Source organism: Variovorax paradoxus (assembly GCF_030815975.1).
GTDB lineage: Bacteria > Pseudomonadota > Gammaproteobacteria > Burkholderiales > Burkholderiaceae_C > Variovorax > Variovorax paradoxus_N.
In genome coordinates this window covers 4,456,062-4,481,344 of record NZ_JAUSXL010000002.1, presented here as the reverse complement: position 1 = coordinate 4,481,344, position 25,283 = coordinate 4,456,062, and the positions used below count along the sequence as shown (strand labels likewise).

Sequence of the window (25,283 nt, the reverse complement as noted above, 5' to 3'; positions counted from 1 at the left end):
CGGCGCATCGCGCGCCGGGCTTCTTTTTTCAGAACTCAGCCTTTTTTGAAGAACAGGCTTTCAACATCCCCCGATACCGCCACCTTGCCCTCGGCGAGCCATGCGCGATGCTTGTCGAGGCGCTTGAGATCGTAGAGGTAATTGACCATCAGGCCGTACGACTGCTTCTGCGCCTTGGGCGACGGATCGCCGGCCCAGTTGAGCCGCTCCACGCGCGCGCCATTGCCCAGGTGGAAGCGCGCCACCGGATCGGCCGGCGTGCCGTCGATCAGCGTGTGGCCCAGGTATTCGGCGGCGGCCTGCAAAAGCCACTGGCGCAGCGGCGACTTGGCATCGAGCGTGGCGGGCGCATCCACCGCGGCGAGCAGGCGCTCGGCGGTCGGCGGCAGCGAACCGACAAGGCGGCCGAGCTCGGCCTCGCGCTTTTCGTCCAGCCGTGGCAGCAGCTCCGCGGCATTCCTGGCGAGCCAGGTGCGAAAGCCCGGGATCGGCGACAGCGTGGCAAAGATCTTCAGGCGCGGCAGTTCGTCCTGCAGCGTCTCGACCACGCGCTTGATGAGCGAATCGCCAAAGCTCACGCCGCGCAGCCCGTTCTGGGTGTTGCTGATCGAATAGAAGACGGCGGTGGTGGCCTTGGCCGGCTGGATCGGTACGGCGGCTTCGTCGAGCAGCGGCGTGATGCCGTCGCTGATGCGGTCGACCAGCGCCACCTCGACGAAGATCAGCGGCTCGTTGGGCAGGCGCGGATGAAAGAAGCCGTAGCAGCGGCGGTCGCTGTCGTCGAGCCGGTTCTTCACGTCGGTCCAGCTCTTGATGTCGTGCACGGCCTCGTAGCGGATCAGCTTCTCGATCAATGAAGCCGGCGAATGCCAGTCGATGCGGCGCAGTTCGAGGAACGCCACGTCGAACCAGGTGGAGAACAGATGCTCCAGTTCGGCATCGAGTGCGATGAGCCGCTTGTCGGACTTCAGGAAAGGCAGCAGCTCGGCGCGCAGGTCGACCAGGAAGCGCATGCCCTCGGGCTCGACCGCAAAACGCTGCAAGAGGCGCATGCGCGGCGACACCAGCGCGCGCCGCAGCTTCAACTCGGCCTGGCCTTCGTCGGCTGTTCCCACGGCGGCCTGGTGCTGGTCGCGCGCGGACTTGAGCTTGTGCGGGTCGGCGGCGAAATGCTCGCTCATCAGCGCCCAGTAGTCGCGCCGCTCCTCGGGCGTGGCGGCGGCATATTCGCGTGCAATGGCATGGGCCCGGCGCCCGCCCTCGACCTCGCTCACGCGCGGATCGATCACGGCCTGCAAGGCCGCGAGCACGCGGCGCAAGGCACGCGGCGACAAGGCTTCGTCGGCCTTGCGCAGCGTGGCCTGCATGCGCTCGGCGGTCGAGCGCACGCTGGGCTTCGCGGCGGTCTTGGGCGCGCTGCGGGCCGCGCCCTCGGGTGCCACGGGCACCTTGTTGCCGGACTTTTCACCAGAGCGCAGCCGCGCCTGGAACCATTCGGTCGCACTCATCGACAAACTCCAATGCTGTGGAATGCGGTGATGCCTTCCTTCACGCCGTCATTCATGACATCACCCGGGATTTCTGTTGCCGCGCCACTTCGCGCAGCGCCTCGCGCTGCCGTGTCAGGTGCGTGCGCATGGCCGCGTCCGCGCCCTCGCTGTCGCGCGCCTTGAGCGCCGCGAACACCGCCAGATGCTCCGACAGGCTCTGCTCGAGCCGGCCCGGCGCATGCAATTGCTGAAGCCGTGCCAGCTTGAGAATTTTGCGCAGATCGCCAATCACCTGCGCCAGCCACTTGTTATCGGCCAGCTGGATGATGGCCTCGTGGATCAGGTGGTTGGTGGCGTAGTAGTCGTTGATGCGCTTGGCCTTGGCGTGGCGCACCAGCCGTTCGTGCAGCGCGTCGAGTTCGTTCAGCTCCGCATCGCTCGCGTTGCGGGCCGCCTCGTAGGCGCAGCGGCCTTCGAGCAGCGCGATGACGGGAAATATCTCGTCGAGATCGCGCTCCGTCACCTCGCGCACGAAGCAGCCGCGCCGCGGCTCATGGCGCAGCAGGCCCTCGGCGGTCAGCACCTTGAGCGCTTCGCGCAAGGGGGTGCGCGAGATCGACAGCCGCTCGCACAGCGCGGCCTCGTCCAGGAAACTGCCCGGCACCAGCGCGCCCGCGAAGATCTGCTCGCGCAGTGTGGCGGCGACTTCGTCGTGCAGGGAGTTGGGGACCAGGCGCATGAGAGGCGAAGGGAGTTCGTTACCCGTAATTTCCTGTAATTACGCATAATTGTGAGCCTGCATGGGGTGCAGCGCAAGGGCCGCGCGCAAATTGCGCAGCCGGGCTTACCCGGAGCACCCGACGCTCAGGCGCTCGCCGGCCGGCGGCGCTGCGCGGCCCAGACCCACAGGCCGATACCAAACACCACCATCGGCACGCTGAGCCACTGCCCCTGGCTCAGGTTGAGCGCGCGCAGGCCCAGGAAGTCGTCAGGCTCGCGGAAATATTCGGCAATGAAGCGCAGCGCGCCGTAGCCGATCAGGAACACCGCAGCCACCTGCCCCTGCTTGCGTTCCTTGCGCGCATAGAGCCACATGATGGCGAACAGAAGAAGCCCCTCGAGCAGGAACTGGTAGACCTGCGAGGGATGGCGCGGCAGCATCGAGCCGCTCTGCGGAAACACCATGCCCCAGGGCAGGTCGGGGCTGCTGAAGCGGCCCCAGAGTTCGCCGTTGATGAAGTTGCCGACGCGGCCCGCCGCCAGGCCCGTGGGCACGCAGGGCGACACGAAGTCCATCACCTGCCAGAACGGCCGGGCGCGCGAATGCGCGAACCAGACCATCGCGCCGATCACGCCCAGCAGGCCGCCGTGGAAGCTCATGCCGCCCTGCCACACATAGAGGATTTCGAGCGGATGCGAGAGATAGAACTCGGGCTTGTAGAACAGGCAGTAGCCGAGCCGCCCGCCCACGATCACGCCCATCACGCCCAGGAAGAGAATGTCCTCGATGTCCTTGCGCTGCCAGGCGCCTTGGCCGACCAGCGAGCGGTACGGCTCGTGGTGCAGCCGGCGCGTGCCGAGAAAATAGAACAGCGCGAACGCAGCCAGGTAGGTCAGGCCGTACCAGTGAATGGCAACGGGCCCGAGCTGCAGGGCGACAGGATTGATCTGCGGATACATGAGCATGGCGCAGATTGTGCCCCGGGGAAGGCCACTACTTCGCCCGCGCCCGCCCCGTGCGCTCCCGCACGAACTCCACGAAGCGCGCCAGCGCCGGATGCGCCGCCTGCGCGGGCCACACGAGGCTGGTTTCGCAGGCCGGAAGCGCCACGCGGCGCCGGCCCACGCCCTTGAACTCGCCGGCCTGCCGATAGACCACCCCGGCGCGCCGGAACTGCATCACGCTGTGCGGCACCCAGGCCACGCCGATGCCCCCGGAAACCAGATTGACGATGGTCTGCATCTGTATCGCCTCCTGCGCCACCTGCGGCGTGCGCCCCGCCGCGTGGTAGAGATCGAAGACCGCATCGTGCAGCGACGGCAGGATGCGGCGCGGAAAGATCACGAGCGGTTCGGCCAGCGCCTCCGCCAGCGGCACGGGCCGCGCGCGCGCGAGCCGGTGCTGCGCCGGCAGGGCCAGCACCAGCGCTTCTTCCTCCACCAGCAGGCGCGCCAGCCCGGGCGGCGCGGCGCCCGGCGAATGGAGCATCAGGCCGGCGTCGATCTCGCCGCGCGCAAAGGCCTCGAGCTGCACGTCGCCCGTGGCTTCGACCAGCTCGAGCGCCACCTCCGGGCAGAGCACGCGGAATTCGCGCACCCAGGCCGGCAGCTGCTCGAAGCCGACGGTCGAGACGAAGGCGATGCGCACGCGCCCCACCTGCCCGGCCGCCGCCGCGCGGGCCCGCGCCGGCAGCGCCTGGGCACGCGCCAGCAGTTCGCGCACGTCGGGCAGCAGCGCCTCGCCGGCGGGCGTGAGCGCCACGCGCCGGCGGGTGCGGTCGAACAGCACCACGCCCAATGTCTTTTCGAGCTGGGCAATGGCCTGCGTCACCGGCGGCTGGGTCATGTGCAGCCGCAATGCGGCGCGGCCGAAGTGCAGCTCTTCGGCCACGGCCACGAACTGGCGCCAGGCGCGCAGGTCGACCAAGGCATCTTTCATATGCCAAGCATATCAATCGGCGCATAAAAATGGATTGGAATGAATCAATGAGAAGTCCGATACTTGGAATTCCCCTCGATCTCCCCCACGACACAAGAGACACCATGGACACCAAGCCAATCCAGATCAACCGCCGCAGCGCCAACATCGTCGAAGGCAAGAGCCGCGCGCCCAACCGCTCGATGTTCTACGCCATGGGCTACGAGGAAAGCGACTTCAAGAAGCCGATGGTCGGCGTGGCCAACGGCCACAGCACCATCACGCCCTGCAACTCGGGCCTGCAGAAGCTGGCCGACGCGGCCATCGCGGGCATCGAGGAAGCCGGCGGCAACGCGCAGGTGTTCGGCACCCCCACCATCTCCGACGGCATGGCCATGGGCACCGAGGGCATGAAGTATTCGCTGGTGAGCCGCGAAGTCATTTCGGACTGCATCGAGACCTGCGTGGGCGGCCAGTGGATGGACGGCGTGCTGGTGGTCGGCGGCTGCGACAAGAACATGCCCGGCGGCCTGATGGGCATGCTGCGCGCCAACGTGCCGGCCATCTATGTCTACGGCGGCACCATCCTGCCGGGCCGCTACAAGGGGCAGGACCTCAACATCGTGAGCGTGTTCGAGGCCGTGGGCCAGAACGCCGCCGGCAACATGAGCGACGAGGACCTGCACGAGATCGAGAAGCGCGCCATTCCCGGCACCGGCTCCTGCGGCGGCATGTACACGGCCAACACCATGTCGAGCGCGTTCGAGGCGCTCGGCATCTCGCTGCCCTACTCGTCGACCATGGCGAACCCGCATGACGAGAAGGCCAACTCGGCCAAGGAATCGGCCAAGGTGCTGATCGAGGCGATCAAGAAAGACCTGAAGCCGCGCGACATCGTGACCAAGAAGGCCATCGAGAACGCCGTGGCCGTCATCATGGCCACGGGCGGTTCGACCAACGCGGTGCTGCACTTCCTGGCGATCGCGCACGCGGCCGAAGTGGAGTGGACCATCGACGACTTCGAGCGCATGCGCAAGAAGGTGCCGGTGCTGTGCGACCTGAAGCCCTCGGGCAAGTACCTCGCGGTCGACCTGCACAAGGCCGGCGGCATTCCGCAGGTGATGAAGGTGCTGCTCAACGCCGGCCTCTTGCATGGCGACTGCATCACCATCAGCGGCCAGACCATCGCCGAAGTGCTGAAGGACGTGCCCGACGTGCCGCGCGCCGACCAGGACGTGATCCGCCCCATCGACAAGCCCATGTACGCCGAAGGGCACCTGGCCATCCTCAAGGGCAACCTGTCGCCCGAAGGCGCGGTCGCCAAGATCACCGGCCTGAAGAACCCGGTCATCACCGGCCCGGCGCGCGTGTTCGACGACGAGCAGTCGGCGCTGCAGGCCATCCTGGCCGGCAAGATCGTGGCCGGCGACGTGATGGTGCTGCGCTATCTTGGCCCCAAGGGCGGCCCGGGCATGCCCGAGATGCTGGCGCCCACGGGCGCGCTGATCGGCGCCGGCCTGGGCGAAAGCGTGGGCCTGATCACCGACGGCCGCTTCTCGGGCGGCACCTGGGGCATGGTGGTGGGCCACGTCGCGCCTGAAGCGGCTGCGGGCGGCACCATTGCGTTCGTGAACGAAGGCGACTCGATCACCATCGACGCGCACAAGCTGGTGCTCGAGCTCAACGTGCCCGAAGCCGAACTGGCCAAGCGCCGCGAAGGCTGGAAGCCGCCGGCACCGCGCTACACGCGCGGCGTGCAGGCCAAGTTCGCGTTCAACGCCTCCAGCGCAAGCTCGGGCGCGGTGCTCGACAAGTTCTGAAGAAGCCGGGCTGACCCTGCGCGCGGGTCAGCGCTTCGGGCGCTGGCTCTTGTTGGCCGGCAAGCCCATGTTGCTGCGCTGGCGGTCGATGCGCGCCTGTTTGCGCGCTTCCTCGCGTTCGACGACCTTGCGCTTGGTGTAGCCCGACCAGTCGGCCCATGCCCACCATGCCACGGCCATGGCAAAAGGCGACAGCACGATCCACCAGCTCCAGCCGGCCACCATGCCCACCTCGAAGTATTTGAGGCCCACGGCAAGCAGGCCCAGCAGCAGAAAAAGCATCGCGAATCCCTCCGGGTTTTGTTGGCAACGCTTCCGGACGCCGGTGCACGGCGCTACCTACAATCGCGTTGCATCGAATGTAACCCAGCCATTACGAATAAGCCCCCATGAAAAGACTCCTGTCCTTCGCAGTCCTCGGCCTCGGCCTGGCGGCACCCGCCTTTGCCGACCTGGCGCTGGCCACGTCGAAAAACTGCATGAGCTGCCATGCGGTGGACCGCAAGGTGCTCGGCCCCGCCTTCAAGGACGTGGCCGCCAAGTACAAGGGCAACGCGGGTGCCGTCGACATGCTGGCGGCGAAGATCATCAAGGGCGGTTCGGGCGTCTGGGGCCCGGTGCCGATGCCGGCCAACACCCAGGTCAGCGAAGCCGACGCCAAGAAGCTGGCCGCCTGGGTGCTGCTGGCGCGCTGATAAGGCTCATCAGACCCGCGGATCGATGTCCGTGGGCGGCTTGCGCTCGATGCGGTCTTCGAGCTGGCCGATGTGCGCGGCCACGGTGTTGTCGGACTGCTCCGAGCGCTGGCGGATCACGCTCTCGACCTGCCCGAGCCGCGTCAGCAGTGCGGCATGCCGATCGGCGTTCTGCGCCATGTGCTTGGTTTCCTGCGCTTCGAGGAAATTGCGCAGCTCGGTGAAGCGCGAGGCCTCGGCCTTGTCGGCCAGGTCGCGCTGCACCTGCATTTCCCTGTTGTGGCGCTTGGCATCGAGCAGCACCGAACTGTGCAGGTACAGCACGTAGACCAGGAAGAACACGCCCAGGGCCACCGTCAGCCCCAGCATCATGAGTCCCAGCGGGGCGGACACGGTCATGAAGCCGAGCGACACCGGCACCGGCGCCGAGAGCGTTCCCCAGTTGAGTGCGGCAAGCGCCGCGATCAGCAGCAGGATGACGAAAAGGAAAGCAGATCTCACGCCCATGGGGGCCTCCTTCGTAAAGATCGAACACAGTGGACTGCGCCATGCACGTCGAGGTGCATGGCAACTGCGCCGGTTTTACCTCAGGCTGCTGGCCGCAATGGCCCCTGCTCCCCACTAACGGCCATGTCCTACAGATCGAATCAATTCGTCTGTGACAACTGCTCCAGAATCGCCGGATTTTCCAGCGTGGAGATGTCCTGCGTGATGGCCTCGCCCTTGGCGATGCTGCGCAAGAGGCGCCGCATGATCTTGCCGCTGCGCGTCTTGGGCAGGTTGTCGCCGAAGCGGATGTCCTTGGGCTTGGCGATCGGTCCGATCTCCTTGGCCACCCAGGCGCGCAGCTCGTTGGCGATCTGCTTGGCCTCCTCGCCGGTCGGGCGTGAGCGCTTGAGCACGACGAAGGCGCACACCGCCTCGCCCGTCACGTCGTCGGGCCGCCCGACCACGGCGGCTTCGGCCACGAGGTCGGTCTTGGAGACCAGCGCCGATTCGATTTCCATCGTGCCCAGGCGATGCCCCGACACGTTGAGCACGTCGTCGATGCGCCCCGTGATGCGGAAGTAGCCGCGGTCGGCACTGCGCACCGCGCCGTCGCCGGCCAGGTAGATGGTGCCGCCCATCTCCTCGGGGAAATAGCTTTTCTTGAAGCGCTCGGGGTCGTTCCAGATGGTGCGGATCATCGAAGGCCACGGCCGTTTGATGACCAGCATGCCGCCCGCGCCGTTGGGCAGGTCCTTGCCGGTCTCGTCGACGATGGCGGCCATGATGCCCGGCAGCGGCAAGGTGCACGAGCCCGGCACCAGCGGCGTGGCGCCCGGCAGCGGCGTGATCACGTGGCCACCGGTTTCGGTCTGCCAGAAGGTGTCGACAATCGGACATTTCTCGTGGCCGATATTGCGGTGGTACCACATCCAGGCCTCGGGATTGATGGGCTCGCCGACCGAACCGAGGATGCGCAGGCTGTCGAGGTTCCAGTTCTTCGGATGCACCTTCTCGTCGCCCTCGGCCGCCTTAATGAGCGAGCGGATGGCGGTGGGCGCGGTGTAGAACACGCTGACCTTGTGCTTCTCGATCATCTGCCAGAAGCGGCCCGCATGCGGGAAGGTCGGAATGCCTTCGAACACCACCTGCGTGGCGCCGGCCGCGAGCGGGCCGTAGGCGACGTAGGTGTGGCCGGTGATCCAGCCGATGTCGGCGGTGCACCAGAACACGTCTTCGGGCCGGATGTCGAAGGTCCAGTCCATGGTGAGCTTGGCCCACAGCAGGTAGCCGCCGGTGGCGTGCTGCACGCCCTTGGGCTTGCCGGTGGAGCCCGAGGTGTAGAGGATGAAGAGCGGATGCTCGGCGTTCACCGGCACGGGCGGGCAGTCGGTGCTCTGGCCTGCCAGCGCCTCGGCAAAGCTCTTGTCGCGGCCCTCGACGCGCTGCCACGCGGTGGGCGTGCGCTCGTAGACGAACACGGTCTTGATCGATTCGCAGCCGCCGAGCGCAATGCCGTCGTCGACGATGGCCTTGAGCGGCAGTTCCTTGCCGCCGCGCAGCTGGTAGTTGGCGGTGATGACGGCCACCGCGCCGGCGTCGATGATGCGCTCCTGCAGCGCCTTGGCCGAGAAGCCGCCGAACACCACGCTGTGCGTGGCGCCGATGCGCGCGCACGCCTGCATGGCGACTACGCCTTCGACGGTCATGGGCATGTAGATGATGACGCGGTCGCCCTTCTGGATGCCCTCGGCCTTCAGCGCATTGGCGAACTGGCTCACACGGGCGAGCAGCTCCTTGTACGTGACCTTGGTGACGGCGCCGTCGTCGGCCTCGAAGACGATGGCGGTCTTGTGCTCGACGGGGGTGCCGATGTGCTTGTCGAGGCAGTTGGCGCTGGCGTTGAGCTCGCCATCGCCGAACCATTCGTAGAACGGGGCCTTCGACTCGTCGAGCGTCTTTGTGAAGGGCTTGGTCCACTGCAGGTTGCCCTTGGCCAGGCGGGTCCAGAATCCCTCGAAGTCCTGTTCGGCTTCCTGGCACAGGGCCTCGTAGGCGGCCATGCCGGAAAGGCGGGCGCCTTCGGTGGCGCGGGCGTCGGGCGGGAACACGCGGTTCTCGACCAGGACGGATTCGATGTTCTTCGATGCGCTGCTGCTCATTTTCTTGTCTCCTTGATAGGTGCGGCCGTAATGTCGGCGGACCCACTTACGGGTCACTGACGGTTCGATATTAGTTCGCGGGGTTATCACGGAGCGGCCACGGGGGCACCTCTAGAATCGTCGGTCGTTTCCAATCATCCTCTTCATGTCCGCACCCGAATCCTTCGACCGCCCGAATACGCCCGTTCCAGCCCGTGCTTCCCCGCTTCGGCCGCTGCCCAAGCTGATTTTCGCGAGCCGCTGGCTGCAGCTGCCGCTGTACCTGGGCCTGATCGTGGCGCAGGCGGTGTACGTGGTGCACTTCCTGGTCGAACTGCTGCACCTGGTCGAAGCGGCCTTCGGCAGCAAGGACGCGCTGCAGGCGCTGGTCACCAGCATCGGCTACAAGACCATGGCGCCGGTGGGCACGCTCAACGAAACGGTGATCATGCTGGTGGTGCTGGCGCTGATCGACGTGGTGATGATCTCCAACCTGCTGATCATGGTGATCGTGGGCGGCTACGAAACCTTCGTGAGCCGCATGGACCTCGAAGGCCACCGTGACCAGCCCGAATGGCTGAGCCACGTGAACGCCTCGGTGCTCAAGGTGAAGCTGGCCACCGCCATCATCGGCATCAGCTCGATCCACCTGCTGAAGACCTTCATCAACGCGGACAACTACACCGACCGCGTGCTGATTGCGCAGACCGTGATCCACATCGCCTTCTTGTTCTCGGCCATGGCCATTGCCTACACCGACAAGCTGATGAACGATGCGGCCACTGCCAGCACCCGTCATTGAGAGAGATCACGCAGCCGTACCCCGGCGAGGCTGCGACGAGGCATCCCATGCCGGCACCTCGGTGAATCGCCCGGCCAGGAAGTCGAGCATCGTGCGCAGCGTGGCCGGCATGTGCTTGCGCGAGGCGTACACCGCGTACATGCCGACGACCTGCGGCTCGAACTCCGGGAAGAGCCGCACCAGTTCACCCGCCTGCAGCAAGCCGGCAGTCAGGTAGGTCGGCAGCATCGCAATGCCGGCCCCGGCCCGCGCCAGATGCATCAGGCTCGCGGCATCGTTGGTCGACACGTTGCCGCCGACGGCCACAGAAACGGGCGTGCCGTCTTCCTTGCGCGTGAAGTTCCAGAGGCTGCGGCCGAAGTACGAGTGCGTGAGGCAGTTGCGCTGGGCCAGTTCCTCCACGCGCAGCGGCTGCCCGTGCTCCTTCAGGTAGCCCGGTGACGCGCACACCACCGAGCGGCAATCGGTCAGCCGCCGCGCAATGAGGTTGGGGTCGATCTCGACCGCCACGCGGATCGCCAGGTCGATGCGCTCGTCCACCAGGTTCACCGCCCGGTCCAGCAGCACCAGGTCGACCGCCACGCCGGGATAGAGCCGCACGTACTCGGCCACCGCATCGGCCAGCTGCGCCTGCGCGAACGAGGTACTGGCCGTGATGCGCAACTGGCCGCGCGGCGCTTCGGCCGGCTGCCGCACGGCCTCCTGCATGTCGCCCGCGAGTTCGAGCACCTGGCGGCAGCGCGGCAGCAGTTCCTCGCCCGCCGCCGTGAGGCTCAGCCGGCGCGTCGTGCGGTGCAGGAGGCGCGCGCCGGTCCATTGCTCGAGCTCGGCCACGTAGCGCGTGACCACCGGGCGCGAGAGATCGAGCTTGTCGGCCGCGGCCGAAAGGCTGCCCGCATCGACCACGGCAACGAACACGCGCATTGCATTCAATCGGTCCATTCGAACGATTTTAGGAATAAACAAACGCGCAATTCGAGGTATTTCTTTCGAAACCAGAAACCTAAGATGCGGCTCATCCCATCCACTTTCTGGAGCCATCCCATGAGCCACATCGCCATCATCGGCGCCACCGGACGCGCCGGCGGCCGCCTTCTCGACGAAGCCCTGCGCCGCGGCCACACCGTGACGGCCATCGCGCGCAAGGCGAGCGAAAAACTCTCGGGCCGCGCCAACGTGAAGGCCGTGGATCTCGACGTGCTCGAAGGCGCCGCGCTCGAAAAGGCCCTGGCGGGCCACGACGCCGTGTTCAGCGCCGCGCACTTCGCCACCGTGCCGCCGGCAGCCCTCATCGAGCCGGCCAGGCGCGCGGGCGTGAAGCGCCTGCTGGTGGTCGGCGGCGCCGGCAGCCTGTTCGCGGCACCGGGCCTGAAGGTGATCGACACGCCGAACTTCCCCGAGGCGTACAAGGCCGAAGCCTCCGCGGGCGCCGCGTTTCTGGAGGCGCTGCGCAACGAGAAGGAACTCGACTGGACCTTCCTTTCGCCCTCGGCCGAGTTCGTCGAAGGCGAGCGCACGGGCAAGTTCCGCCTGGGCAAGGACGACCTGCTCGTGAGCGCCGAAGGCCGCAGCTGGATCACTTTCGAGGACTATGCGATCGCGTTCATCGACGAGCTCGAGAAACCCGCTCACTCGCGCCAGCGGTACACGGTAGGGTACTGATCGCTCAGCGGCCCGTCATGTTCTCCGGCACCACCCACTGGTCGAACTGCTCGGCCGTGAGGTGCCCCGAGGCAATCGCGGCTTCGCGCAGGCTGGAGCCCTCCTTGTGCGCCTTCTTCGCGATGGAGGCCGACTTGTCGTAGCCGATGTGCGTGTTGAGCGCGGTCACCAGCATCAGCGAACGCTGCACCAGCTCGGTGATGCGCTCGCGGTTCGGCTCGATCCCCACGGCGCAGTGGTCGTTGAAGCTCACCATGCCGTCGGCCAACAGGCGCACGCTCTGCAGGAAGTTGTGCGCCACCATCGGACGGAACACGTTCAACTCGAAGTTGCCCGAAGCGCCGCCGATGTTGATAGCCACGTCATTGCCGAACACCTGCGCGGCCAGCATCGTGACGGCTTCGCTCTGGGTCGGGTTGACCTTGCCCGGCATGATCGAGGAGCCGGGTTCGTTCTCCGGAATGCTGAGTTCGCCGATGCCGCTGCGCGGGCCGCTCGCGAGCCAGCGCACGTCGTTGGCGATCTTGTTCATGCTGGCGGCCAGCGTCTTCAGCGCGCCGTGCGCATGCACCAGCGCATCGACGCTGGCCATGGCCTCGAACTTGTTGGGCGCGGTCACGAAAGGCAGGCCCGTGAGCCTGGCCAACTCGGCCGCCACCTGCTGCGCATAGCCCTTGGGCGCATTGAGCCCGGTACCCACGGCCGTGCCGCCCAGCGCCAGTTCGCACAAATGCGGCAGCGCGGCGCGCACATGCGCCTCGCCGTGCGCCAGCTGCGCCACGTAGCCCGAGAACTCCTGGCCCAGCGTGAGGGGCGTGGCGTCCTGCAGGTGGGTGCGGCCGATCTTCACGATGTCGGCAAAGTCCTTCGACTTCTGCTCCAGCGTGCCGCGCAGCTTCGCGATGGCCGGCAGCAGCTTGTGCGTGATGGACTCGACCGCCGCCACGTGCATGGCGGTGGGGAACACGTCGTTGCTCGACTGGCTGCGGTTCACGTCGTCGTTCGGGTGCACGAGGCGCCCTTCCCCGCGCTCGCCGCCGAGGATTTCGCTCGCGCGGTTGGCCAGCACCTCGTTGACGTTCATGTTGGTCTGCGTGCCCGAGCCGGTCTGCCAGACCACCAACGGGAACTCGCCCGGGTGCTTGCCGGCAATGACTTCGTCGGCCGCGGCCACGATGGCCTGGGTCTTCTTCTCGTCCTGCAGGCCCAGCGCGTGGTTGACCACGGCCGAGGCGCGCTTGACCTGGGCCAGCGCCTTGATGATCTCGCGCGGCTGCTGCTCGCCGGAGATGTCGAAGTTCTGCAGCGAGCGCTGCGTTTGCGCACCCCACAGCTTGTCGGCCGGCACGTCGATCGGTCCGAAGGTATCGCGCTCGGCACGGGTCTTGGGGGAAGTCGTCATGGTGAAAAAGCTCCGCAGTCCTGGATGGTTGCGCCCGCTCACCGGGCGCGAGGCCGAGTATGGCCTCGATAAGAATGGCTCGCATCTGGCGAGGCTTTTGCCTCGGGACGCGCAGCCCACGATACGCCCCCCGGTTGACGCGCATCATGTCAAAAAGTTATAATCGCGGTCTTCAGACGACCAACAAGTCATGTTGGTTGCCCTTGCGCTACTCGCGGATCACCACATCCCGTCGCGGTGCAAGGCTCTCCCCGCCGGGCCCTGCCCGGCAAACCGGCCGGATCTTTTTTCCGGCCCCATCGCCACGTCACGCTCATCCAGGCGGCGCCCCTCGACCAGGCCCGCCGTTCTGCGAATGAAGCATCCGGCGGGCACTGGCTTCGTCGCCATGTCGTCTTCAGTGCCTGTCGGCAGCCCTTGAGGCTCGCCGGGCCATTGCACGCGCTTTTTCTTCACGCGCTCTCTGTTCGGGCAGCCCCATCGGCTGATGGCGTGGCCGTTGCCGCCCTCCGGGGCGGTGCTGTGTCCACCCCTCACACAAGGAGCCCCGGCGTATGGCCAAAGGAATTCTCATCGACCATGTTTTCAAGGTGTTCGGCGATTCGCCCGAACAGGCACTCGAACTCGTCCGCCAAGGTTTTTCCAAGAAGGAAATCCTTGCGCAGACGGGCCAGTCGATCGGCGTGTTCGATGCCACCTTCGAGATCCAGGCCGGCGAGATCTTCGTCATCATGGGCCTGTCGGGTTCGGGCAAGTCGACGCTGGTGCGCCTCTTGAACCGGCTGATCGAGCCGACCGCCGGGCGCATCGTGATCGACGGCGCGGACATCAACGAGCATTCCGACGCGAAGCTGCGCGCGCTGCGCCGCAAGGACATCAGCATGGTGTTCCAGTCGTTCGCGCTGATGCCGCACATGACGGTGCGCGAGAACACCGCCTTCGGCCTCGAACTGTCGGGCACCAGCAGGAAAGAGCGCCTCGCGCAGGCCGACCTGGCGCTCGCGCAGGTGGGCCTCGCGGGCTGGGGCGACAGCTACCCCGACGAGCTCTCGGGCGGCATGCAGCAGCGCGTGGGCCTGGCGCGCGCGCTGGCCTCGGATCCGTCGATCCTCTTGATGGACGAGGCCTTCTCGGCGCTCGACCCGATCATCCGCACCGAGATGCAGTCGGAACTGCTGCGGCTGCAGAAGGAACAGCGCCGCACCATCGTCTTCATCTCGCACGACCTCGACGAAGCCATGCGCATCGGCGACCGCATCGCGATCATGAAGGACGGCCAGGTGATCCAGGTTGGCACGCCCGACGAGATCCTGCGCAGCCCGGCCGACGACTATGTGCGCAGCTTCGTGCGCGGCGTCGATGCGGCGGCCGTGTTCAAGGCGGCGGACATCGCGCGCAAGTCGCTCACGGTGGTGTGCGAGCACCCCGAGCGCGGCGCGCGCGCGGCGCTCAAGCTGCTCGAAGACCAGGACCGCGACTTTGCCTACGTGACGAGTCCGAACAAGCGCTTCCTCGGCGTGGTGTCAGCGGACACTCTGCGCGGCGCGCTCGACGGGCATTCGGGCTCGCTGGGGCTGCAGCACGCATTCATCGACGACCTGCCGCGCATCGATGCCGAAGCCCCGGTGGCAGGCCTGATCGGCCAGCTCGCGCAGGCGCCGTGCGCGCTGCCGGTGGTGGCGAACGATGGCCGCTTCTGCGGCGCGATCAGCAAGACCACGCTGCTCAAATTCCTCGACCGCGACACGCCGCCGATCGAGCCCGTCCTGCCCAACGCCGCACCCGCGCTCGCCGCCGAGCCGCACTGAATTCACGAAGGCCCCTGAACGATGAACGACAGCACACTTCCTTCCGAGCTGAGCACGCCCGCAACCCCCACCTTCGTCGATCCGTGGGAAGCGCTCTCGGCCGCGCCCGACACCTCGACCACCAGCGCCTGGCTCGACGCCCCCGTCGACACGGCGCATCCATTGGCCGGCTCGGCCGATGCCACCGCCGGCGGCTTCCAGCTGCACCGCCTCTGGGACGGCTCCCTCCCCGTCGAGTCCTGGATCAACCAGGGCCTCGGCTGGGTGGTCGAACATTTCCGCCCCTTCTTCCAGACCGTGCGCCTGCCCATCGACAGCACGCTGAACTGGGTGCAGGGCCTGCTGACCGGCCTGCCCATGCTCGCGATGATCGCGCTGATCGGCCTGCTGGCCTGGCAGTTCGCGGGCCGCGCGCTCGCCATCGGCACCACGGTGGCGCTGTTGCTCGTGGCCATGCTGGGCATCTGGCCCGAAGCCATGGTGACGCTGTCGCTGGTGCTGACCTCGCTGGTGTTCTGCATGATCATCGGCTTGCCGCTCGGCGTGCTGCTGGCCAGCAGCGACCGCGCCCAGCGCCTCATGCGCCCGGTGCTCGACGCGATGCAGACCACGCCCGCCTTCGTCTACCTGGTGCCGGTGGTGATGCTGTTCGGCATCGGCAACGTGCCGGGCGTGATCGTGACCATCATCTTCGCGCTGGCCCCGCTGGTGCGGCTCACCAACCTGGGCCTGCGCCAGGTGCGGCCCGACCTGATCGAGGCCGCGCGCGCGTACGGCGCCTCGCCCTGGCAGATGCTCGTGAAGGTGCAGCTGCCGCTGGCCATGCCCTCGATCATGGCGGGCATCAACCAGGCGCTGATGCTGTCGCTCTCGATGGTGGTGATCGCCTCGATGATCGCCGTCGGCGGCCTGGGCCAGATGGTGCTGCGCGGCATCGGCCGGCTCGACATGGGCCTGGCCACCGTGGGCGGCCTGGGCATCGTGCTGCTGGCGATCTCGCTCGACCGGCTCACGCAGGCCATGGGCAAGTCGCGCCGCAGCGCCGGGCGCCGCTGGTGGCACACCGGGCCGGCCGGCCTGGCGCTGCACCTGCTGCAGCGCCTCGTGGGCACGCCGTCACGCGGCAACGGTGCGAACGGGCCCGTTCCCGCCCTCGCCACGCAAGCGCAATGACCCATCACGCAGGATTCCAACGCATGAAGAAAAGAACCCGTCTCATCATCGCCCGCGGCCTGCTGGCGCTCGGCTTCGTCACTTTCGGCCTGGTGGCGCAGGCCGCCAGCGACCTGCCCGGCCAAGGCGTCACCGTGCAGCCGCTCAAGAGCTCGCTCGCCGAAGAGGCGTTCCAGACGCTGCTCGTGATGCGCGCGCTCGAAAAGCTCGGCTACACGGTCGAACCCATGAAAGACCTCGAGCCCGCCACCGAGCACCTGGCCATCGCCAACGGCGACGCCACCTTCATGGCCAACCACTGGAGCCTGCTGCACGCCGACTTCTACAAGAACAGCGGCGGCGACGCCAAGCTGTGGCGCAAGGGCGTGTACTCGGACGGCGCAGTGCAGGGCTACCTGATCGACCGCAAGACCGCCGAGCAATACAACATCAGCAACATCGCGCAGCTGAAGGACCCGGCCATCGCCAGGCTGTTCGATGCCGACGGCGACGACAAGGCCGACCTGACGGGCTGCAACCCCGGCTGGGGCTGCGAACTGGCGATCGAGAACCACCTGACGGCCTACCAGCTGCGCGGCACCGTCACGCACAAGCAAGGCAGCTATGCCGCGCTGATGGCCGACACCATCGCCCGCTTCAAGCAGGACAAGCCGGTGCTCTACTACACGTGGACGCCCTACTGGGTCAGCGCGGTGCTGCGGCCCGGCGCGGACGTGGTGTGGCTGCAGGTGCCCTTCTCGTCCTCCCAGGGCGGAAACGCGGACACGCAGCTTCCCAACGGCAAGAACTACGGCTTCCAGGCCAACCAGGAGCAGATCGTCGCCAACAGGGCCTTCGTCGAGAAGAATCCAGTCGCCGGCAGGCTGTTCGAGGTGATGAAACTGCCGATCGGCGACATCAATGCCCAGAACCTGCGCATGAGCCAGGGCGCCAGCACGCAGCAAGACCTGGAGCGCCACGCGGACGGCTGGATCCGGGCGCACCGGCCGCTGTTCGACGGCTGGATCGAGGAAGCCCGGGCCGCCGCCAGGTAGAACGCCGCGGCTGAGATAATCGGGGGGCGTTTCCACACTCCAGAAAACACCCCCACCATGACGACCACGATCCAGCAGGCCGACCTGATCGAATCGATCAGCGCCGCGCTGCAGTACATCAGCTACTACCACCCCGCCGACTACATCGCCCACCTGGCCCGCGCCTACGAGCGCGAACAGAGCCCCGCCGCCAAGGACGCCATCGCGCAGATCCTGACCAACAGCAAGATGAGCGCCACGGGCCACCGCCCGATCTGCCAGGACACCGGCATCGTCAACGTGTTCCTCACGGTGGGCATGGACGTGCGCTGGGGCGGCTTCACCGGCTCGCTGGACGACGCCATCAACGAAGGCGTGCGCCGCGGCTACAACCATCCCGACAACACGCTGCGCGCCTCGGTCGTGGCCGATCCGCAGTTCGACCGCAAGAACACCAAGGACAACACGCCCGCGGTGATCTTCACCGAGATCGTGCCCGGCAACACCGTCGAGGTGACGGTCGCGGCCAAGGGCGGCGGCAGCGAGAACAAGAGCAAGCTGGTCATGCTGAACCCCGGCGACAGCGTGGTCGACTGGGTGCTCAAGACGGTGCCTACCATGGGCGCCGGCTGGTGCCCGCCCGGCATGCTGGGCATCGGCATCGGCGGCACAGCCGAGAAGGCCGCGCTGATGGCCAAGGAAAGCCTGATGGACGACCTCGACATGCACGAGCTGCAGGCCAAGAAGCAATCGGGCGCCGAACTCAGCAAGGTCGAGGCACTGCGCATCGAGCTGTACGAGAAGGTCAACGCGCTGGGCATCGGCGCGCAGGGCCTGGGCGGCCTGGCCACCGTGCTCGACATCAAGATCAAGATGTACCCCACGCACGCGGCCAGCAAGCCGGTGGCGATGATCCCCAACTGCGCGGCCACGCGGCATGCGCACTTCGTGCTCGATGGCAGCGGCGCGGTCTACCTCGACCCGCCCTCGCTCGACCTGTGGCCCGACGTCAACTGGGCGCCCGACGAAAAGAAGAGCAAGCGCGTCGACCTCGACAAGCTCACGCCCGCCGAAGTGGCGAGCTGGAAGCCCGGCGACACGCTGCTGCTCAACGGCAAGATGCTCACCGGCCGCGACGCCGCGCACAAGCGCATCCAGGACATGCTGGCCAAGGGCGAAAAGCTGCCGGTAGCCTTCACCAACCGCGTCATCTACTACGTCGGCCCGGTCGATCCGATGGGTGACGAGGCCGTGGGCCCCGCCGGCCCGACCACCGCCACGCGCATGGACGGCTTCACCGAAATGATGCTCGCGCAAACCGGCCTGATCGCGATGATCGGCAAGGCCGAGCGCGGCCCCGTCGCCATCGAGGCCATCAAGAAGCACAAGAGCGCCTACCTCATGGCCGTGGGCGGCGCCGCCTACCTCGTGAGCAAGGCCATCAAGACCGCCAAGGTGGTGGGCTTCGCGGACCTGGGCATGGAAGCCATCTATGAATTCGACGTGGTCGACATGCCCGTGACGGTGGCGGTTGATGCCGGCGGCACCAGCGCGCACATCACCGGCCCGGCCGAGTGGCAGAAGCGCATTGCGAGCGGCGAGTTCAAGACCATCATGATGGAAGAGGCTTGAACAATCCGGTCGGCGTCTTCGACAGCGGCGTCGGCGGGCTCAGCGTGCTGGCCGCGCTGCGCGCCGAGCTGCCGCACGAGCGCTTCGTGTACTTTGCCGACACCGCTTTCGCACCGTATGGCGAGCGCGGCGATGCGTACGTGATCGAGCGCTCGCGCAAGGTGGCAGGGCAATTGATTGCCGAGCACGGCATCAAGGCGCTGGTGGTGGCCTGCAACACCGCGACGACGGCGGCGATTCACCTGCTGCGTGCCGAGCATCCGGCCTTGCCCATCGTGGGCCTGGAGCCTGCGCTCAAGCCCGCCGTGGCGGCGAGCCGCACCGGCCACATTTCGGTGATGGCCACGCGCGGGACACTGGCCAGTGCCAAGTACGCGGCCCTGCGCGACTCTTTCGCAGGATCTGTGAATGTCCGTGCCGTGCCCTGCGACGGACTCGTGAAGGCGATCGAGGGCGTCGACACCGCGGCCATCGCGGAACTCTGCGCCCGCTACATGGCCGAAGCCGGTCCTTTCGGCGACGCGCCGGGCGCAGTCGATACCGTGGTGCTCGGCTGCACGCACTATCCGCTCGTGAAGAGTGAACTGCAGCGCCATGCGCCACCGGCGCTGCGCTTCATCGACACCGGCGCGCCGGTCGCGCAGCAGACCCGGCGCGTGCTGGCTTCGCTCGGCCGCCTCGCACAAAGCGGCGAAGGCGGGCTGGTCCTGCAAGGCAGCGGCGACCCTGCCGTGCTCGAAGCCGCCGCGGCGCACTGGCTGCAACAGCCGCAAGGTACTTCGGCGCCTGCCGCAACCGCCGCCTGAAGCCGACCGACCACATGCGTCTTCTTCTTTTGCGCCGGGCCCTGCTCCTGCTCTGTCTCTCGGCAGCGAGCCTGAGCCATGCGGCCTGCGAGAGCGGCCTTGCCGAGCGCATGCACGCCAAGCTGTATCCGAAGCGCCTGCTCGACGAGCGCCTGGCCGCGTGCAAGCTTTGGCCTGCCTTTCCGGGGCGCAGCATCGTGGTGCTGCCCGTGCCACGCGAAACCAGCAGCACGGGCGCCAAGGTCTTCGACCTGGAGCTGCTGCTGATCCAGCGGCCCGACAACGGCAACACCGAGCGCGACACGGTGATCGGCCGCATCTTCCAGCCCGAGGCGCTCGACGAAGACAGCGCGACCGCCATCCAGGACATCCGGATCGACACCTCGCGCTATGTGCTGTCGCCCGACACGCGCGCCTTCGGGCTGCGCGTGCGCTACCGGGGCACGGCGCCGGGCAGCAAGGCCGCGAGCGAAACCATCCGCCTCTACGTGCACCACGGCAGCAAGCTGCGCCAGGTGCTGCAGGAGGTCGAGCTCGACCACGACAGCGGCGAATGGGACAGCACCTGCACCGGCCGCTCCGAGCAGCTTCGCACGATGCTTTCGGTCGGCAAATCGACGAGCAATGGCTACGCCGATCTGCAGCTCTCGCGCACGCTGGTGCAAAGCCGCGCGCAGATGCAGGAAGACCAGGGCTGCACCGAAAAGGCCATGCCCGCGCGCTTCAATGCCGTGATGCTGCGCTACGACGGCGAGCGCTACCGGGTACCGAAGTCGCTGCGGCAGCAGTTGCCCTGAACCGCGCGCCTCATGGGCTGCGCTGCGCGGCTGCCCTGCCGCGCGCCATGTCGATGGGCAGCAACAGCAGCAGCCCCGCGATGAACAGCGCCGCGGTCGAGAGAATGGCGATGCGCTGGTTGCCGCCCGCGGCCCACGTGATGGCGCCGAACATCAGCGGACCGATGATGCTCGCGAGCCGCGTGGCAAAGGTCCAGAGCCCGAAGAATTCCGCAAGCTGCCGCGGTGGTGCCAGGTAGCCCGTCATCGCACGGCCGGCCGACTGGCTCGAGCCCATGGCGAGCCCTGCAATGGCGGCGGCCCACCAGAAGGTGCCCTTGGTGCTCGCCATCGCGGCAATCACGCAGACCGCGATCCACGCCACCAGCGTGACGGCCAGCGAGATCTTGTGGCCGATGCGGTCCTGCACATAGCCGAAGCCGAAGGCGCCGATCGCGGCCGCAACGTTGAGCACGAAGATCAGTACCATGGTCTCGCTCGCCACGAAGCCGATGACCTGTTCGGCATAGATGGCCGCGAGCGTGATAGCCACCGCCACGCCGCCCTGGTAGCAGACGGTGCAGACCAGCAGTTGCATGAAATCGCGATGGGCGCGGGCCTGCCGGAAGGTGGCGCGCAATTGCTGCCACGCGCCCACTGCGCTGCTGGCCGTTCGGGGCTGCGCGCGCTCGGGCAGCAGAGCAAAGGTGGCGCAGGCGGCTGCGCCGTAGATGGCCGCCGTGATCAGCATGGTGACAGGCACGAAGTGCGACGCCGGCAGCCCCTTCGCCTGCGCCGACAGCACGTACGCCAGGCACAGCCCGAGCGCTAGCATGCCGCCGACGTAGCCGAAACTCCAGCCCCATCCGCTGACCTTGCCCATGCCCTCGGCGGTCGCGAGTTCGGGCAGGAAGGCGCTGGTCAGCGACTCGCCGTAGGAATAGAAGGTGTTCGAGACGATGATCAGCGCCATCGCGACCGCAACGCCCGTGGACCCGGCAAATCTCGGCGTGAAGGCGAGCGCGGCCGTGGCAACCACGCAGCCCACCGTCGCCGCGATCAGCACGCGCTTCTTGGCGGCGCGCCGGTCGGCCCAGGCGCCGATCGCAGGCATCGAGAGCATGACAACGGCATAGGACGCGCTGAGCGCCGCGGTCCAGGCGAAGGCGGCCCATGGCGCCCCCTTGGCGATGCCGCCCACGAAATAGGCGGCAAACACGGCCGTGATGACGACCGTGGTGTAGCCCGAATTGGCAAAGTCGTACATGGCCCAGCCGAACACCTCGCGCTTGCGCACGCCGGCGTTCAGGGCAGAAGACGGGAACAGCGCCATTCGGCGATGGATCGACCGGCCGCCGGGCGCAAGCCTGGCCGCGTCAGTGCAGATGGCGCGGGCGGCGGCCGCCGCCATGCCCGCCGCCGCTGCCACTGCCGCCGGTGCCGCGCGGGCGCTTGCCGATCTCGAGCGAATTCACGAGCGCATCGAAGCGGTCGCTGAACAGACGGTCGATCTCGGACACCACGCCGCCGAGTTCGGCGCCGTCGAAGTGGCGCTCCATCAGGTTGACGACATCTTCCACCAGCAGGTCGCGCTGCACCTGCATGATCGCGGCCGGGTTGGGGCCGACGAACAGCATCAGGAAATCGTCGCGCGACTCTTCGTCGGGGTCGCCCTCTTCCTCGTCGAAGTCGGTGTCGTAGAAGGTGACCTCGATGGCGGCACCGCGCTCGGACAGCTCGTTCAGGGCCATGCACATCTCGTCGAGCGCCTGGCGAAAGTCTTCGTCGCCCGGCACCGTCCAGCAGATCTGGAGCATGTGGTCCTTCTGCTCGAAACGGATGCCGGGTTCTTCTTCGTAGGTGCTTGTCGCGCCGTCGGCCAGCGACTTGGCGCCGGCATAGGCCCACAGCGGCTTGAGCGCCTCCTGGATCTGGTCGAAGCCGACGTCGGAGCGCAAAGGCACGTCGCCGTGCACATGGATTTCAAATGGAGCGTTGTAACGAGGCATGAAGTGCTCCCTTGTCTAAGTGTGGTGCCCGGAACGGGGGTCGAACCCGTATGCCCCGATTAAGGAAGCGGCGGATTTTAAGTCCGATGTGTCTACCAATTTCACCATCCGGGCCTCGGGTTGAACATCGACGATAACCCAAACGAAACCGAGCCCCGGCAACGCAGGTTGGCGGGGCTCGTTTTTTCAATGAAGGATGGATCGAACTTGATCAGAGAGGTGGAGGCGCGACCCGGAGTCGAACCGGGCTGGACGGATTTGCAATCCGTTGCATAACCGCTTTGCTATCGCGCCACGCTGCTGAAAACGAAATCGAACTCGCGAAAAAAAGGGAAGCACTGCTTCCCTTTTTCAAAACTGGAGCGGGAAAAGAGTCTCGAACTCTCGACCTCAACCTTGGCAAGGTTGCGCTCTACCAACTGAGCTATTCCCGCGTTTCGAGCCTCGAATTATAGAACACTTTTTCGGGGCCCGGCAAGTCTTGCCGATCAATGTTTGACGGAACCTTCTGAAGCCGGGGCGCCCGCGCGCTGCTTGGCCAGTTCGGCCACGGCGGCGGCGGAGGCCGCAACCTCCTCGTCCGACAGCGGCTCGGGCATCTTCTCGAGCGCGATCTCCAGAACCTTGTCGATCCACTTCACGGGCACGATCTCGAGGCCGTTCTTCACGTTCTCGGGAATGTCCTGCAGGTCTTTCGCGTTCTCTTCGGGAATCAGCACGGTCTTGATGCCGCCGCGCAGTGCCGCCAGCAGCTTTTCCTTCAGGCCGCCGATGGCCGTGACCTCGCCGCGCAGCGTGATCTCGCCGGTCATGGCGACGTCGGCACGCACCGGAATGCCCGTGAGCGCCGACACGAAGGCCGTGGTCATGGCCGCGCCCGCGCTCGGGCCGTCCTTGGGCGTTGCGCCATCGGGCACGTGGATGTGGATGTCGCGCTTCTCGAACACCTCGTCCTTGATGCCCAGGCGGCGCGAACGGCTGCGCACCACGGTGCGTGCGGCCTCGACCGATTCCTTCATCACGTCGCCCAGCGATCCGGTGCGGCTGATCACGCCCTTGCCGGGCATGGTGACCGCCTCGATGGTGAGCAGGTCGCCGCCCACCTCGGTCCAGGCCAGGCCGACCACCTGGCCGACCTGGTTCTGCTTCTCGGCCAGGCCGAAGCTGTACTTGCGAACGCCGAGGAAGTCGTTGAGGTTGGCACCGTCGACCACGACCTTGGGCGTCATCTGCTTGAGCAGCAAACCCTTGACCACCTTGCGGCAGATCTTGGAGAGCTCGCGCTCGAGCGAACGCACGCCGGCTTCACGCGTGTAGTAGCGCACGATGTCGCGCACGGCCTCCTCGGTGACGAGCAGCTCGTCTTCCTTGACGCCGTTGTTCTTCAGCTGCTTGGGCAGCAGGTACTTGAGCGCGATGTGCGTCTTCTCGTCCTCGGTGTAGCCCGAGAGGCGGATGACTTCCATCCGGTCGAGCAGTGCCGGCGGGATGTTCATCGAGTTCGAGGTGGCGACGAACATCACGTCGGAGAGGTCGAAGTCGACCTCCACGTAGTGGTCGCCGAAGGTGTGGTTCTGCTCGGGGTCGAGCACTTCGAGCAGCGCGCTCGAAGGATCGCCGCGGAAGTCGGTCCCCAGCTTGTCGATCTCGTCGAGCAGGAACAGCGGATTGCGCGTGCCGATCTTGTTGAGCCCCTGCAGCACCTTGCCCGGCAGCGCGCCGATGTAGGTGCGGCGGTGGCCGCGGATCTCGGCCTCGTCGCGCATGCCGCCGAGCGCCATGCGGGTGTACTTGCGGCCGGTCGCCTTGGCGATCGACTGCCCGAGCGAGGTCTTGCCCACGCCGGGCGGGCCCACGAGGCACAGGATGGGCGCCTTGACCTTGTCGACCCGCTGCTGCACCGCGAGATATTCGAGGATGCGGTCCTTGACCTTCTCCAGGCCGTAGTGGTCGGCGTTGAGCACGGCCTCTGCATGGGCCAGGTCGTGCTTGATCTTGGTCTTCTTGCTCCAGGGCAGGCCCACCAGCACGTCGATGTAGTTGCGCACCACGGTGGCTTCGGCCGACATGGGCGACATCAGCTTGAGCTTCTTGAGCTCGCCCTCGGCCTTCTTGAGCGCTTCCTTGGGCATCTTGGCGAGCTTGATCTTCTTCTCGATCTCCTCGATGTCCGCGCCCTCTTCGCCTTCGCCGAGCTCCTTCTGGATCGCCTTGACCTGCTCGTTGAGGTAGAAGTCGCGCTGGTTCTTTTCCATCTGGCGCTTCACGCGGCCGCGGATCTTCTTGTCGACGTTGAGGATGTCGACCTCGCGCTCGAGCTGGCCGAAGAGGTTCTCGAGCCGCGACTTGACGTCGTCCAGGTCGAGCACGGCCTGCTTGTTGTCGAGCTTGAGCGGCAGGTGCGCCGCGATGGTGTCGGCCAGGCGGCCCGGATCGTCGATGCTCGAGATCGACGTGAGGATCTCGGGCGGGATCTTCTTGTTGAGCTTGACGTACTGGTCGAACTGCTGCATCACGGCACGGCGCAGCGCCTCGACCTCGGTGCCCTTCTCGCCGCTCGCGGCCGCCTCGACCGGCGTCACGTTGGCCGAAAAGTGGGTCTCGCCGTCGTCGATGCGGTTCACGCGGGCGCGCTGCTGGCCCTCGACCAGCACCTTCACGGTACCGTCAGGCAGCTTGAGCATCTGCAGGATCGTCGAGACGCAACCCACCTCGAACATGTCCTCGACCGAGGGCTCGTCCTTGGCGGCGGCTTTCTGGGCCACCAGCATGATGCGGCGCTCGGCTTCCATGGCCAGTTCGAGCGCCTTGATGCTCTTGGGGCGCCCCACGAACAGCGGGATCACCATATGGGGAAACACGACCACGTCGCGCAGCGGCAGCAGCGGCAGGTCGATCGCGTCGGCAGGCAGGGGGGTATGACCGGACAT

Annotated in this window: 22 protein-coding genes and 3 tRNA genes; 10 read left to right on the top strand and 15 right to left on the bottom strand. The window is 66.8% G+C overall.

Going from position 1 to position 25,283, the window contains the following annotated elements; genetic code table 11:
- Positions 1 to 35: 35 nt before the first annotated feature.
- The 4 genes from QFZ47_RS24705 to QFZ47_RS24690 all read right to left on the bottom strand — a co-directional run bounded on the left by QFZ47_RS24705 (position 36) and on the right by QFZ47_RS24690 (position 4,149).
- Positions 36 to 1,508, bottom strand: a complete 1,473-nt coding sequence (locus tag QFZ47_RS24705; protein WP_307658144.1) for a malonyl-CoA decarboxylase — start codon at positions 1,506 to 1,508, stop codon at positions 36 to 38.
- Positions 1,509 to 1,560: 52 nt separating this feature from the next.
- Complete coding sequence (locus tag QFZ47_RS24700; protein WP_307658143.1) at positions 1,561 to 2,229, bottom strand: GntR family transcriptional regulator; 669 nt, start codon at positions 2,227 to 2,229, stop codon at positions 1,561 to 1,563.
- A 125-nt stretch (positions 2,230 to 2,354) separates the two neighbouring features.
- A complete protein-coding gene (gene lgt / locus QFZ47_RS24695) occupies positions 2,355 to 3,176 on the bottom strand; it encodes a prolipoprotein diacylglyceryl transferase (protein ID WP_307658142.1) in 822 nt (273 codons plus the stop codon).
- A gap of 28 nt (positions 3,177 to 3,204) precedes the next feature.
- On the bottom strand, positions 3,205 to 4,149 hold the full coding sequence (locus QFZ47_RS24690; protein WP_307658141.1) for a LysR family transcriptional regulator: 945 nt from the start codon (positions 4,147 to 4,149) through the stop codon (positions 3,205 to 3,207).
- A 104-nt stretch (positions 4,150 to 4,253) separates the two neighbouring features.
- Here QFZ47_RS24690 and ilvD point away from each other — a divergent pair, with 104 nt between their 5' ends.
- A complete protein-coding gene (gene ilvD / locus QFZ47_RS24685; protein ID WP_307658140.1) occupies positions 4,254 to 5,948 on the top strand; it encodes a dihydroxy-acid dehydratase in 1,695 nt (564 codons plus the stop codon).
- A gap of 27 nt (positions 5,949 to 5,975) precedes the next feature.
- Here the strand turns inward: ilvD and QFZ47_RS24680 are convergent, their stop codons facing one another.
- Positions 5,976 to 6,230, bottom strand: a complete 255-nt coding sequence (locus QFZ47_RS24680) for a TIGR04438 family Trp-rich protein (protein WP_307658139.1) — start codon at positions 6,228 to 6,230, stop codon at positions 5,976 to 5,978.
- 107 nt (positions 6,231 to 6,337) lie between these two features.
- Between QFZ47_RS24680 and QFZ47_RS24675 the strand changes: the two genes are divergently transcribed.
- A complete protein-coding gene (locus QFZ47_RS24675) occupies positions 6,338 to 6,643 on the top strand; it encodes a c-type cytochrome (protein WP_215245210.1) in 306 nt (101 codons plus the stop codon).
- A 9-nt stretch (positions 6,644 to 6,652) separates the two neighbouring features.
- On the opposite strand, the gene QFZ47_RS24670 is transcribed toward QFZ47_RS24675, so the two are convergent.
- Positions 6,653 to 7,150 (bottom strand): LapA family protein, encoded by a 498-nt coding sequence (locus tag QFZ47_RS24670; RefSeq protein WP_307658138.1) that lies wholly within the window; start codon positions 7,148 to 7,150, stop codon positions 6,653 to 6,655.
- A 140-nt stretch (positions 7,151 to 7,290) separates the two neighbouring features.
- The gene (acs, locus tag QFZ47_RS24665) at positions 7,291 to 9,291 is read right to left on the bottom strand and encodes an acetate--CoA ligase (RefSeq protein ID WP_307658137.1); all 2,001 of its coding nucleotides are present in this window, start codon (positions 9,289 to 9,291) and stop codon (positions 7,291 to 7,293) included.
- A 145-nt stretch (positions 9,292 to 9,436) separates the two neighbouring features.
- Here acs and QFZ47_RS24660 point away from each other — a divergent pair, with 145 nt between their 5' ends.
- The gene (locus QFZ47_RS24660) at positions 9,437 to 10,072 is read left to right on the top strand and encodes a YqhA family protein (protein ID WP_307658136.1); all 636 of its coding nucleotides are present in this window, start codon (positions 9,437 to 9,439) and stop codon (positions 10,070 to 10,072) included.
- Between the two features lie 6 nt (positions 10,073 to 10,078).
- Here QFZ47_RS24660 and QFZ47_RS24655 read toward each other — a convergent pair whose 3' ends face one another.
- Positions 10,079 to 11,014, bottom strand: coding sequence for a LysR family transcriptional regulator (locus QFZ47_RS24655; protein ID WP_307658135.1), 936 nt, complete (start codon positions 11,012 to 11,014; stop codon positions 10,079 to 10,081).
- Between the two features lie 102 nt (positions 11,015 to 11,116).
- Between QFZ47_RS24655 and QFZ47_RS24650 the strand changes: the two genes are divergently transcribed.
- Positions 11,117 to 11,734, top strand: a complete 618-nt coding sequence (locus tag QFZ47_RS24650) for an NAD(P)-dependent oxidoreductase (protein ID WP_307658134.1) — start codon at positions 11,117 to 11,119, stop codon at positions 11,732 to 11,734.
- A gap of 4 nt (positions 11,735 to 11,738) precedes the next feature.
- Here QFZ47_RS24650 and fumC read toward each other — a convergent pair whose 3' ends face one another.
- Positions 11,739 to 13,136: a class II fumarate hydratase gene (gene fumC / locus QFZ47_RS24645; RefSeq protein WP_307658133.1), complete on the bottom strand. Its 1,398-nt coding sequence runs from the start codon at positions 13,134 to 13,136 to the stop codon at positions 11,739 to 11,741.
- Between the two features lie 554 nt (positions 13,137 to 13,690).
- Between fumC and proV the strand changes: the two genes are divergently transcribed.
- The 6 genes from proV to QFZ47_RS24615 are packed head-to-tail and all read left to right on the top strand — an operon-like array spanning position 13,691 to position 20,365.
- Positions 13,691 to 14,944, top strand: a complete 1,254-nt coding sequence (gene proV / locus QFZ47_RS24640; RefSeq protein WP_307658132.1) for a glycine betaine/L-proline ABC transporter ATP-binding protein ProV — start codon at positions 13,691 to 13,693, stop codon at positions 14,942 to 14,944.
- 21 nt (positions 14,945 to 14,965) lie between these two features.
- A complete protein-coding gene (gene proW, locus QFZ47_RS24635) occupies positions 14,966 to 16,117 on the top strand; it encodes a glycine betaine/L-proline ABC transporter permease ProW (RefSeq protein ID WP_307658131.1) in 1,152 nt (383 codons plus the stop codon).
- Positions 16,118 to 16,140: 23 nt separating this feature from the next.
- Complete coding sequence (gene proX / locus QFZ47_RS24630; RefSeq protein WP_307658130.1) at positions 16,141 to 17,151, top strand: glycine betaine/L-proline ABC transporter substrate-binding protein ProX; 1,011 nt, start codon at positions 16,141 to 16,143, stop codon at positions 17,149 to 17,151.
- 57 nt (positions 17,152 to 17,208) lie between these two features.
- Positions 17,209 to 18,762: a fumarate hydratase gene (locus QFZ47_RS24625; protein WP_307658129.1), complete on the top strand. Its 1,554-nt coding sequence runs from the start codon at positions 17,209 to 17,211 to the stop codon at positions 18,760 to 18,762.
- Positions 18,759 to 19,568, top strand: a complete 810-nt coding sequence (murI, locus tag QFZ47_RS24620) for a glutamate racemase (protein WP_307658128.1) — start codon at positions 18,759 to 18,761, stop codon at positions 19,566 to 19,568. The genes QFZ47_RS24625 and murI overlap by 4 nt, the downstream gene beginning before the upstream one ends.
- A gap of 14 nt (positions 19,569 to 19,582) precedes the next feature.
- Positions 19,583 to 20,365, top strand: a complete 783-nt coding sequence (locus QFZ47_RS24615; RefSeq protein WP_307658127.1) for a PA3715 family protein — start codon at positions 19,583 to 19,585, stop codon at positions 20,363 to 20,365.
- Positions 20,366 to 20,375: 10 nt separating this feature from the next.
- On the opposite strand, the gene QFZ47_RS24610 is transcribed toward QFZ47_RS24615, so the two are convergent.
- From QFZ47_RS24610 to lon, 6 genes are all read right to left on the bottom strand, one after another.
- Entirely contained in the window at positions 20,376 to 21,677 is a 1,302-nt protein-coding gene (locus QFZ47_RS24610; RefSeq protein ID WP_307659007.1) for an MFS transporter, read from the bottom strand.
- A gap of 43 nt (positions 21,678 to 21,720) precedes the next feature.
- Positions 21,721 to 22,353, bottom strand: a complete 633-nt coding sequence (locus QFZ47_RS24605) for a DUF6806 family protein (RefSeq protein ID WP_012747623.1) — start codon at positions 22,351 to 22,353, stop codon at positions 21,721 to 21,723.
- 22 nt (positions 22,354 to 22,375) lie between these two features.
- Positions 22,376 to 22,467: transfer RNA gene (locus tag QFZ47_RS24600), tRNA-Leu, on the bottom strand.
- A gap of 106 nt (positions 22,468 to 22,573) precedes the next feature.
- Positions 22,574 to 22,647: transfer RNA gene (locus QFZ47_RS24595), tRNA-Cys, on the bottom strand.
- Between the two features lie 64 nt (positions 22,648 to 22,711).
- A tRNA-Gly gene (locus tag QFZ47_RS24590) sits at positions 22,712 to 22,787 on the bottom strand.
- A 54-nt stretch (positions 22,788 to 22,841) separates the two neighbouring features.
- Complete coding sequence (gene lon, locus QFZ47_RS24585) at positions 22,842 to 25,283, bottom strand: endopeptidase La (RefSeq protein WP_307658126.1); 2,442 nt, start codon at positions 25,281 to 25,283, stop codon at positions 22,842 to 22,844.